The following is a 10,777-nucleotide window of genomic DNA, read 5'->3' as shown; positions in this document are numbered from 1 at the left end:
AGCCGATTATACTACTTGAAAGCATGGAGATAGGGATAATACGGAAATATAGAAATCATACTCTATGAAAAATGAGAAACCGATGATTATATAACGAAAAGAGGATGCATCATTTTGACACACCCTCATGTTTTTTTGTATATTCTTCGAACACTATTCATGAGAATATTTCATTTAATATTAATCAAAAGAAAACAATGACAGAAATCATAATTTGTCAGTACAATAAAGACATTTTTCGGCCAAATTGTCAGTTTTTGTCCGTGCCAAAACATTTTTTCACTGTGGCACACGGTTTGTTTATAATACAGCGTAACGCAAAAGTTACAGAAATAACTTAATTAGATAATAATAAAAAACAGATAAAATTATGGGAAAGATTATTGGTATTGACTTAGGTACAACAAACTCATGTGTAGCAGTGTTCGAAGGTAACGAACCAGTTGTAATCGCTAACAGCGAAGGTAAGCGTACTACTCCATCAGTAGTTGGTTTCGTTGACGGCGGCGAACGTAAAATCGGTGATCCTGCAAAACGTCAGGCAATCACAAACCCTACTCGTACAGTTTACTCAATCAAACGTTTCATGGGTGAAACTTACGATCAGGTGGCAAAAGAAATTGAACGCGTTCCATATAAAGTTGTTCGTGGCGAAAACAACACTCCACGTGTTGACATCGACGGACGTCTTTACACTCCACAGGAAATCTCAGCTATGATTCTTCAGAAAATGAAGAAAACAGCAGAAGACTACCTTGGCCAGGAAGTTACAGAAGCTGTCATCACAGTTCCGGCATACTTCTCAGACTCACAGCGTCAGGCTACAAAAGAAGCCGGCCAGATTGCAGGTCTTGACGTAAAACGTATCGTAAACGAACCGACAGCAGCAGCACTTGCATACGGTGTTGACAAGTCAAACAAGGATATGAAGGTTGCAGTGTTCGACCTTGGTGGTGGTACATTCGATATCTCAATCCTTGAATTCGGTGGCGGTGTGTTCGAAGTACTTTCTACAAACGGTGATACTCACCTTGGTGGTGATGACTTCGACCAGGTAATCATCGACTGGTTGGTTCAGGAATTCAAGAACGACGAAGGTGCTGACTTGACTCAGGACCCAATGGCAATGCAGCGTCTGAAAGAAGCAGCAGAAAAGGCAAAAATCGAATTGTCATCTTCTACTTCTACAGAAATCAACTTGCCTTACATCATGCCGGTAGCCGGTGTTCCAAAGCACTTGGTTAAGACTTTGAGCCGTGCTAAGTTCGAACAGTTGGCACACAACTTGATTCAGGCTTGTCTTGAACCATGTAAGAAAGCCATGAGCGACGCAGGTTTGAGCAACTCAGATATCGACGAAGTAATCCTTGTAGGTGGTTCTTCACGTATCCCTGCAGTTCAGAAACTCGTAGAAGACTTCTTCGGTAAAGTTCCTTCTAAGGGTGTTAATCCGGACGAAGTAGTTGCAGTAGGTGCAGCAGTTCAGGGTGCCGTATTGACAGACGAAATCAAGGGTGTTGTTCTTCTTGACGTAACTCCATTGTCAATGGGTATCGAAACAATGGGTGGTGTGATGACAAAACTTATCGACGCAAACACTACTATCCCTTGCAAGAAGAGCGAAGTGTTCTCTACAGCAGCCGACAACCAGACAGAAGTTACAATCCACGTACTTCAGGGTGAACGTCCTATGGCAGCACAGAACAAATCAATCGGTCAGTTCAACCTGACAGGTATCGCTCCAGCTCGTCGTGGTGTTCCTCAGATTGAAGTAACATTCGATATCGACGCAAACGGTATCTTGAAAGTATCTGCCAAGGATAAGGCTACAGGTAAGGAACAGGCTATCCGTATCGAAGCTTCATCTGGTTTGAGCAAGGAAGAAATCGACCGTATGAAGGCTGAAGCTGAAGCAAATGCAGAAGCAGATAAGAAAGAAAAAGAACGTATCGACAAGTTGAACCAGGCTGACAGCTTGATCTTCTCTACAGAAAATCAGTTGAAAGATCTTGGTGACAAACTTCCGGCAGACAAGAAAGCTCCTATCGAAGCTGCTCTTCAAAAACTGAAAGACGCTCACAAGGCACAGGATTTGGCTGGTATCGACGCAGCAAGCGCAGAACTCCAGTCAGCTTTCCAGGCAGCAAGCGCTGAAATGTATGCTCAGTCAGGCGCACAGAGCGGTGCTCAGGCAGGTCCTAACGCTGGTCAGGCAAACAATGGTAACGCTAATGACAAGAGCGACGTACAGGATGCTGATTTTGAGGAAGTTAAGTAATCTAACAAAGTAATATATAAGACAAGCGTGTAATCCGATGGATTACACGCTTGTCTTGTTTCTATAATAATCTTTCAAAGCTTTCACAACTTCTAAATCAGCTGGAAGCCAATTTAGACTATCAAGTTCATTAAGTCCCAACCATCTAGCACTTTTATGTTCAATCAACTGTAGTTTCCCATAAGATATCTCACAATCAAAACAATGCATAACTAATTCAAATTGTGGATAAGTATGATAGACTGTACATATTCTCTTAATTACACTAATAGTACAACTAAGCTCTTCTCTGATTTCTCTAATAATAGCATCCTCCAGATTCTCACCACTTTCTACTTTACCTCCGGGAAATTCCCACAATCCCTCAAAGTCGCCATACCCCTTTTGAGTAGCCAATATTTGCTTGTTATCGCAAATTACTGCTGCCACAACTTCTATTGTTTTCATAATTAGAATGTATAAATTTCTTTTTTTATGGGTATCCTGAAAACATGTTATAGTGCACTACCCCATAGTAAACACCATATGGTCATCAGTGCTCTCCTGCTCATTATAACAGAATCCTTCCCATTCAAACGACTTCATCTGTTCCGGATTCTCTACCCGATTTTTCAAAAGAAAGCGAGTCATTTCTCCACGACACATTTTTGCATAAATCACTACTGTGGAAAGCTTGCCGTTTTTATAAACATAGAAATCGGGGGTTACCACACGGACTTCTTTACATACACGTTTCCAGTCGAAAAGATCTTTCATTTCGCTACTTGCAAGATTTACCAGAATTCCACCATTTTTCTTTATCTCTGCTATAAAGAAATCTGTAAGAACAGGCTTCCAATAATCAAACATTGATATATTACCTCTTTCAGGAAGCTTTACATCTCCCTCCAGACGATAATTTTTTATTACGTCAAGCGGACGAAGCAGTCCGTAAAGAAAAGACGTTATAAGAAGATGATCCTGAGCGTATCTGAAATCTTCCTCCGTAAAGTCTTTTACTGCAATACGCTTGAACACCATACCTGTGTACGACAGTATGGCAGGCAATCCTGTATTCTCCTCAGAAAAGAAGTTATGATATCTGAAATAGTTTTCCGCTGCAAGTTTTGTATTAATCTTCAATAACTTTCCCAATTCATCACTACTGAAACGGGAAATATCCATTACATTTTGTACAGCCTGATCATAAAAATGCGGTTTACTGATGAAAGGGACATTCTTTGTGCTATGCGACGTCATAGTCTTGGCACACGATATATATATTTTCATAAGCAGATTTGTATTATTTCATTTAACCTATACACAAAAATACATTTAAGTATCATATTTTGTTATCATATATGTAAGTTTATTACAATTAAAAGACCTTATAACTAAAACAGCTAAAGAAAACAAGACTCGAACATTGTCCTTAAAGGATTTTTTATTGTTATAATATAAAAAAATGTTTTTTTTATGTACTTTTGCGTTATTCGTATTAATTACAGAAATCACATAACTATGATAATAAAACTATATAATAAGAATAACAATATTGACACCCTTCAATCTATTGCAGATGTTCTGAACGATGGAGGAATAATCATTTATCCTACTGACACCATGTATGCCATAGGATGCCATGCTCTGAAGGAACGCCCTATAGAACGTATCTGCAAACTAAAAAAAATTGATCCTCGTAAACATCACCTGTCCATTATTTGTTATGATTTAAGCAACATCAGTGAATATGCAAAGGTAAGCAACAATACCTTCAAGCTTATGAAGCGAAACTTACCAGGTCCGTTCACCTTTATCCTAAAGGCAGACAGCAGACTCCCGAAAATATTCAGAAACAGAAAAGAAGTAGGAATAAGGGTTCCGGACAATGACATCATCAGAGAAATATGCAAGATGATAGATGCACCTATTCTGTCGACGACATTACCTCTGGAAGAAGGAGAAGACCTGGAATACATTACTGACCCTGAACTTATACACGAAAAATTCGGTAGAGAAGCCGATATCGTAATAGATGGAGGTATAGGAGGAATTGAACCTTCTACCGTTGTAAATTGTTGTGAAGACGAGGCTGAAATCGTACGCCAAGGTAAAGGAATACTTGATGAATAAATTTTTAACTATAAATATATTATGCTACTTACATTACTAAACATCGCATCAAGCGTTACATCAAAAATCAACGTTGAAGCTGTATTGGACAAACTGGTCAGCTGGGGAATTGAAACAGGAAAAAACATTATCGGGGCAATAATTATTTATGTCGTCGGACGTTTCCTTATCAAACAATTAGGCAAACTTCTTAACAAGTTTCTGGAGAAACGCAAACTTGAAGTCAGTGTCAAGACTTTCCTGAAGAGTCTTCTTAGCATTACTCTTAACCTGATTCTTGCATTTGCGGTAATTGCCCGCCTTGGTGTAGAAACAACAAGTTTCGCAGCAATCCTTGCCTCTGCCGGTGTTGCCATAGGTATGGCTTTGTCAGGAAATCTGTCAAACTTTGCCGGAGGGCTTATCATTCTAGTATTCAAACCTTTCAAAGTAGGTGATTTTATTGACGGTCCGGGTGCCAGCGGTACAGTAAAGGAGATACAGATATTCCATACTATTCTTGCCACTGTAGACAATAAGATAATATATGTGCCAAACGGTGCCATGAGCAGTAATGTAGTAGTGAACTACAGCAAGCAGGACACCCGCCGTGCAGAATGGGTTATCGGAGTTGAATATGGTGAGGACTACGAAAAAGTAAAAGCTGTAATCGAACGTTTAATCAACGAGGATGAAAGAATACTTAAAGACCCGGCACCGTTCATCGGACTCGGAGCTTTATCGGCAAGCAGCGTTGATATAAAAGTACGTGCCTGGGCCTCAACAGCCAATTACTGGGATGTATATTTTGATTTCAACAAGAAGGTTTACGAAACATTCAATAAAGAAGGTATCGGATTCCCGTTCCCACAACTCACAGTTCATCAGGCAAAGGACTGATACCATTCCCGTGGAATTTAAAAAAGGTAGAAACGCACAACATTCAGCGTTTCTACCTTTTTTATTATCCCAATACATTTCCCAAATACAGGAAAAGCATACTTATCAATACCAACAGTAAATCTACCGCCTTGCTCTTCAGATTCTTTTCGCGGAACACCATTGCTCCGAACAGGAAAGAAACCACAACACTGCTTCGTCTCACCATCGACACAATGGAAATCATTGAATCTTCCATCGACAATGCATAAAAATACACAAAATCGGCAGCCGAAAGGAATATCGAAATCAATATAATGCACCAGTCCCAACGGAAAGGAGTACCATGCTTGCGTCTCGGCCACCACAGGAAGAGTATCACACCTCCCATCAGGAACAGCTGATAGATATTATACCACGCCTGAACCACCATATTGTTGAACTGCCCCATAAGATATTTGTCATAAAGTCCGCTTATTGCTCCCAGAACTGCTGCAAGTACAACAAACCAAACCCAACGGTCATGCTTGAAATCAATACCCTCCTTCTTGCCCGAACGACTCAAAAGGAAGAAAGATATAATGGCAAGCAGAACACCTATCCACTGATACAGATTCAATCGTTCACCAAAAATAAGAAGTGCACCCACGAGTGTCATTACAGGGCGAGTAGCATTGATAGGTCCTACTATGGTGAGCGGCAGATGTTTCATTCCGAAGTATCCGAACACCCATGAGCCAAGCACAATAAACGACTTAAGAATTATAAATTTATGAACTTCCCAACCTGCGTCCGGCACATAAAACAAAGAGCCATCCAGCACTTCTGGACTGAAATGCGAAATCAGTATAAACGGAATAAAGATAAGACTCGAAAACAATGTATTCAGTCCTAATACAGGAAGAACGGCATTATTTGCCAACGATTTCTTCTTGAATACATCATAAAAGCCCAGCAACGCAGCCGAGCAAAACGCTAAGAGTAACCACATATTTTAGTTTTTAAGTTCTTGAGTTTTTAGTTTATGAGTTTGGTATAAAAGCAAATCTTTTACAGGAACAAATCTTCCGGATAACCTATATCTACCAGGAACAGGGCATGAGCCGGAACAGAAGTTCCCGCACTGCAACGGTTCTTATCCTCAATAACCTTACGGAAACCGTCAACAGACAGTTTCCCGCGTCCCACTTCCACCAGTGTACCCACCACAGCACGTACCATGTTACGCAGAAATCTGTCAGCCTGAATAGTAAACACCCATTCGTCTTCTCCGCACTGAGTCCACTCGGCATGCATTATCTTGCAGTTATTAGTCTTCACATCCGTATGAAGCTTACTGAAACTTGTGAAATCTATATAATCGAAAAGCACTGCAGCAGCCTCATTCATCTTTTCTATATCAAGCTTTTGGAATAACCTCCATGAATAATGGCGTGCAAACGGGTCTTTACGCGTGGTGATATAATACTTATACGTACGGTATGTTGCATCAAAACGTGCATGCGCATCTTCTTTCACATGCTTCACACTATATACAGATATATCCTGTGGCAGCAGACGGTTCAGCTTGTCCGCCACCAACGCACAATCCAGTTCGCGGTCAATGTCGAAATGTGCAACCATCAATCTGGCATGCACCCCTGCATCCGTACGCCCTGCCCCTACCACTTCTATGCTTTCATCCCTAAGAAATGTAGCCAAAGCCTTATTCAGAGTTTCCTGCACACTGTCGCCATTTGGCTGGATCTGCCATCCGTGATAGTTGGTACCGTCGTAGGCAAGGTAAATAAAATATCTATTCATTCTGTTATTTTCTTGCAGTGATATGGAAACATCCCTGTTTCAGTTCATATTTTACGTAACATCTTTCCTCTTTCTTCAAATCGCGAAGCACCTCTGCCAGAACAAGTTTCAGTGTATCTGCACGCACATCCTGCATAGGTCGTCCGTCAGGGTCTTCAACTTTAGTAAACCTCTTCCAACTGATGTCGAAAGTTGTTCCGTAGAAATGGCATGAGTTCATAGATGCATTAACATTTGTACGTCTCAGGCGCTTCACATCCTCTTTGGTACGTGTCACAGAAGTTACTATAACCTTATTGGGATTAAGTCCCTTACTTTCAAGCGAATCCAGAAAGTTTTCACCTATAGATTCAAGCAGGGCACTTGCCGTAGGAACAAGATAAGGAATGGAGTGCGTCAGCGAGTCCATGTCGTAATATTCACACGGCTCTATTTTCACCAGTTTATTCTTCAGATGTTCAGCCTCTTCACGCGATGCAACCGGAGATATACCTATAGCCTTTGCCGACTTCAATTGTACGGCATTCAGGTCACCGAACGAACGTTTGTAACTCACCACCCCTTTTATATTACGTGGATTATTCATTTTCATACTCTTGTCTCCGCACGACGAAAGTGCAGCGACAATAATGGTCAATGCACAAAAAACACCAAATAAATTCTTCATTCTGTCATATTTATATTTTCGGCGCAAAATTAACAATAATGCACGACATAGAAAAAGTACATAACGGTAAATATTCGGAATTCCGGCTATTACCAAAAGTTATAAGCCATAAAATAAGATGAAAAACAACATATTAGCAAAAGCATTATCTTTGCAGCCGAAAACAAGAAACCATAATATTAAACAAGAACGATATGTTTACAAAAGAAAACCGCGCCAATACCATACACGGTATTTTGCTTATCGCATTATTCTCTTTCGCTGCATTCTACATTGCAGAAATTCCTTTCGTAAAAAATCTGTCATTCAGTCCTCTTATTGTAGGTATCATCCTTGGTATGCTGTATGCCAACAGTCTGAGAAACAAACTGCCTGAAACATGGGTGCCGGGAATCAAGTTCTGTACCAAACAGATACTTCGTGCAGGTATCGTACTATACGGTTTCCGCCTTACACTAACACAGGTGGCAGCAGTAGGAATACCGGCAGTAGTGATAGACACAATCATAGTGGCAGGAACCATCTTCCTGGGAATATGGCTGGGCAAACTGCTGAAAATGGACGCCGATACATCTTTGATGACAGCCACAGGTAGTGCCATCTGTGGTGCAGCAGCCGTACTTGGAGCAGAGCCGGTAGTGAAATGCGAAGGTCACAAAACAGCCATTGCAGTATCTACAGTGGTTATCTTCGGAACAATATCAATGTTCCTCTACCCTATCATGTACCGTTCAGGAATGCTCGATGCACTTGGAGATACAGGTGTGGCTATATACACAGGAAGTACACTTCACGAAGTAGCTCACGTGGCAGGAGCCGGAAACGCAATGGACCCTACTGACGCACTTGGTATAGCAGGTACAGCCACAATCACTAAAATGATTCGTGTGATGATGCTCGCTCCCGTACTTGTGATAATGGGTATTGCACTTTCAGGACGCAAATCCAAAGATGCAAACGGCAAAGCTCAGAAAAGCAAAATCACAATTCCTTGGTTTGCATTTGGTTTCATCGGAATAATCTGTCTGAACTCACTTCTGCAATACTTGCTTGGTGTAGACAGCGTAAAGGAAATTCCTCTGAACGGAGCGATAGAATACATCGATACATTCATGCTTACTATGGCAATGACAGCACTTGGAACTGATACAAGCATGGACAAGTTCAAACAGGCTGGTGCAAAACCATTCGTCCTTGCCGGATTACTCTACATCTGGCTTGTAGGCGGTGGATATCTGATTACAAAATATCTGGTTCCTATGTTAGGATAATAACATTGCTAAATATATAAAAGACATCAACTCCCGGCATGGAAAAGATACCACGCTGGGAGTTGATGTTTTTTATAACCGAATCCTATTTTATCATTTACACAATTTTATAGAAGTATCTTTCCCACAGATAAATTAAATATTTTTTTTCTTTATAACAATTACAATCCTATCATCATCTATATCTCTATTAAGAATTAAACTTATATTCTTATCTTTTTTATCCATAAAAATACGATATAATTCATCAGTTCTTTCATCAGCAGATTTTATAAATTTTCTATTAATAAACGAATCAAAAATCGCATTAAAAAAATCATCACATCTACCTTTTAGTTTTTCTTGCAAATTAATATCAAGCATCAAACTAGTCGGAGATATATTATTATAACTATATCCACTCAATACTTCCTCATAATATCCATCCCCCCAATAATTTGAACGCCATACTTTTTTATACTGAGGAACTATTAGTTTTTCATTATAACAAGCTACCAATTTTACCTCATAATTTTCATTACACAATAAATCTTGTTCTAAGATATCCGTATATTTTAAGTCTTCTGATTTGTATTCTTTATCATATGCATCTGCAAAAGCACCAGGTGTTACGATATATGAGACTTTATCAACACACTCATCTTTGATTAGAGAAGAAATTTTCTCTGCTTCAGCACATAAATCCACATAATCACTTTCATGCCAATATTCATAAAAATTCCAATTATTTGCCATTCCTAATTCTTGAGGTATTATTTTTTCTGGAAAATAAATTGAATAATAAGTATTTCTGTCAACTTCATTTCCTTTCTTATCTATAAGTATCCATTCTTTATTATCACAAGCATAAGTATAACTATTGTCACCAACAAAAGGAATAATCATGTCATAGCAAGCTCTTAAAATAAATTCTCCACTATAAGTTAATAAGCCATATTTATCATTATCCCTATATACCAACAAATCATCACACTGAATCAATCCTTGATATTTAGCCCTTATCGTTATATCTCCTTTTTTATCAATTAACCCATATTCACCATTTGAATTCATGAAGACCGCATAGCCATTAACAAAATTATATGCCCTATAAAACTTTGAACTTTCCTTTATAACTTTTTCACCTTTTAAGTTCATATAACCAAAAGCCATTTCATCTTCTACAGAATAAGGGAACATATCATCAGAAGGCAAAGCCCAAAATCTTATCTTCTTATCTAATTTTAAAACATTTTCTCCTTTTTCATTTATAAAGAAACTATCGCCGTCTTTGGCAACGGCAGCATATTCCCCACAAAAAATTAATACATCTTCATAAATTGGAGGTAATATAACCTTACCACTCGTGTCTATAAACCCATAATTACCGGATGATATTTTAAAAGCTGCTTTACCATTATGAAATTCAGTAGCAGCCGTAATAATTTCACCTTTATAATCTTTAAGTTCAAAAGCAATATCCCCATATTTATTTATGTACTTTACCGGTTCACCTTTTTCAACTACGGGAGCCAATCCCGAATGAAAATCCCCTACTGATATGTATTCGCTTCCAATTTTCTTAAAATGTTTATTAGCTGCATATATCTCATACAAGCCTTCCTCATTTTTCACATGAAACATACCATCCATTACAGAAGATGGTCTATTTTGAAATTCTTCATCTATCAAAATATTTCCTTTAAAATCAATCAATCCCCAACGTCCGTCCTTTGAATTTTGAAAAGGGACATGACTAATTAAGTCTTCGCCTTGAACAATACCATTACCCTTACATCCAAATAATAT

At 39.1% G+C, this 10,777-nt stretch carries 10 protein-coding genes; 4 read left to right on the top strand and 6 right to left on the bottom strand.

Annotated elements, in window-relative coordinates; translation table 11 throughout:
• The first annotated feature begins 370 nt into the window (after nucleotides 1-370).
• On the top strand, nucleotides 371-2,278 hold the full coding sequence (gene dnaK, locus I6E11_RS13500; RefSeq protein WP_235338672.1) for a molecular chaperone DnaK: 1,908 nt from the start codon (nucleotides 371-373) through the stop codon (nucleotides 2,276-2,278).
• 42 nt (nucleotides 2,279-2,320) lie between these two features.
• Here the strand turns inward: dnaK and I6E11_RS13495 are convergent, their stop codons facing one another.
• Both I6E11_RS13495 and yaaA read right to left on the bottom strand, forming a co-directional pair.
• Nucleotides 2,321-2,725, bottom strand: a complete 405-nt coding sequence (locus I6E11_RS13495; protein WP_235338671.1) for a (deoxy)nucleoside triphosphate pyrophosphohydrolase — start codon at nucleotides 2,723-2,725, stop codon at nucleotides 2,321-2,323.
• Between the two features lie 57 nt (nucleotides 2,726-2,782).
• On the bottom strand, nucleotides 2,783-3,547 hold the full coding sequence (gene yaaA / locus I6E11_RS13490) for a peroxide stress protein YaaA (RefSeq protein WP_235338670.1): 765 nt from the start codon (nucleotides 3,545-3,547) through the stop codon (nucleotides 2,783-2,785).
• Between the two features lie 231 nt (nucleotides 3,548-3,778).
• Here yaaA and I6E11_RS13485 point away from each other — a divergent pair, with 231 nt between their 5' ends.
• Complete coding sequence (locus I6E11_RS13485) at nucleotides 3,779-4,390, top strand: L-threonylcarbamoyladenylate synthase (RefSeq protein WP_235338669.1); 612 nt, start codon at nucleotides 3,779-3,781, stop codon at nucleotides 4,388-4,390.
• A gap of 21 nt (nucleotides 4,391-4,411) precedes the next feature.
• Entirely contained in the window at nucleotides 4,412-5,269 is an 858-nt protein-coding gene (locus I6E11_RS13480) for a mechanosensitive ion channel family protein (RefSeq protein ID WP_235338668.1), read from the top strand.
• A 64-nt stretch (nucleotides 5,270-5,333) separates the two neighbouring features.
• On the opposite strand, the gene I6E11_RS13475 is transcribed toward I6E11_RS13480, so the two are convergent.
• From I6E11_RS13475 to I6E11_RS13465, 3 genes are read right to left on the bottom strand one after another with little or no spacing between them, the layout of a single operon-like run.
• Nucleotides 5,334-6,239 (bottom strand): DMT family transporter, encoded by a 906-nt coding sequence (locus tag I6E11_RS13475; RefSeq protein ID WP_235325510.1) that lies wholly within the window; start codon nucleotides 6,237-6,239, stop codon nucleotides 5,334-5,336.
• A 59-nt stretch (nucleotides 6,240-6,298) separates the two neighbouring features.
• Nucleotides 6,299-7,051 carry a tRNA pseudouridine(38-40) synthase TruA gene (gene truA, locus I6E11_RS13470; RefSeq protein WP_235338667.1) on the bottom strand — a complete coding sequence of 251 codons (753 nt, stop codon included), beginning with the start codon at nucleotides 7,049-7,051 and terminating at the stop codon, nucleotides 6,299-6,301.
• Nucleotides 7,052-7,055: 4 nt separating this feature from the next.
• The gene (locus tag I6E11_RS13465; RefSeq protein WP_235338673.1) at nucleotides 7,056-7,643 is read right to left on the bottom strand and encodes a DUF5715 family protein; all 588 of its coding nucleotides are present in this window, start codon (nucleotides 7,641-7,643) and stop codon (nucleotides 7,056-7,058) included.
• 269 nt (nucleotides 7,644-7,912) lie between these two features.
• On the opposite strand from I6E11_RS13465, the gene I6E11_RS13460 reads away from it, so the two are divergent.
• On the top strand, nucleotides 7,913-8,989 hold the full coding sequence (locus I6E11_RS13460) for a YeiH family protein (RefSeq protein ID WP_235338666.1): 1,077 nt from the start codon (nucleotides 7,913-7,915) through the stop codon (nucleotides 8,987-8,989).
• A gap of 135 nt (nucleotides 8,990-9,124) precedes the next feature.
• On the opposite strand, the gene I6E11_RS13455 is transcribed toward I6E11_RS13460, so the two are convergent.
• Nucleotides 9,125-10,777, bottom strand: a 1,653-nt coding sequence (locus I6E11_RS13455) for a WG repeat-containing protein (protein WP_235338665.1), incomplete at its 5' end; no start/stop codon positions are given.

Origin of the sequence: Bacteroides caecigallinarum, assembly GCF_021531075.1 — a bacterium.
GTDB classification, from domain to species: Bacteria; Bacteroidota; Bacteroidia; order Bacteroidales; family Bacteroidaceae; genus Phocaeicola; species Phocaeicola caecigallinarum_B.
Note: the sequence above shows the minus strand (reverse complement) of the source record. Positions and strands in the feature narration are given on the sequence as shown.

Excerpts from the sequence above, each read along its gene's own strand:
- dnaK (WP_235338672.1), top strand. The coding sequence starts at position 371 with ATGGGAAAGATTATTGGTATTGACTTAGGTACAACAAACTCATGTGTA.
- I6E11_RS13495 (WP_235338671.1), bottom strand. The coding sequence starts at position 2,725 with ATGAAAACAATAGAAGTTGTGGCAGCAGTAATTTGCGATAACAAGCAA.
- yaaA (WP_235338670.1), bottom strand. The coding sequence starts at position 3,547 with ATGAAAATATATATATCGTGTGCCAAGACTATGACGTCGCATAGCACA.
- I6E11_RS13485 (WP_235338669.1), top strand. The coding sequence starts at position 3,779 with ATGATAATAAAACTATATAATAAGAATAACAATATTGACACCCTTCAA.
- I6E11_RS13480 (WP_235338668.1), top strand. The coding sequence starts at position 4,412 with ATGCTACTTACATTACTAAACATCGCATCAAGCGTTACATCAAAAATC.
- I6E11_RS13475 (WP_235325510.1), bottom strand. The coding sequence starts at position 6,239 with ATGTGGTTACTCTTAGCGTTTTGCTCGGCTGCGTTGCTGGGCTTTTAT.
- truA (WP_235338667.1), bottom strand. The coding sequence starts at position 7,051 with ATGAATAGATATTTTATTTACCTTGCCTACGACGGTACCAACTATCAC.
- I6E11_RS13465 (WP_235338673.1), bottom strand. The coding sequence starts at position 7,643 with ATGAAAATGAATAATCCACGTAATATAAAAGGGGTGGTGAGTTACAAA.
- I6E11_RS13460 (WP_235338666.1), top strand. The coding sequence starts at position 7,913 with ATGTTTACAAAAGAAAACCGCGCCAATACCATACACGGTATTTTGCTT.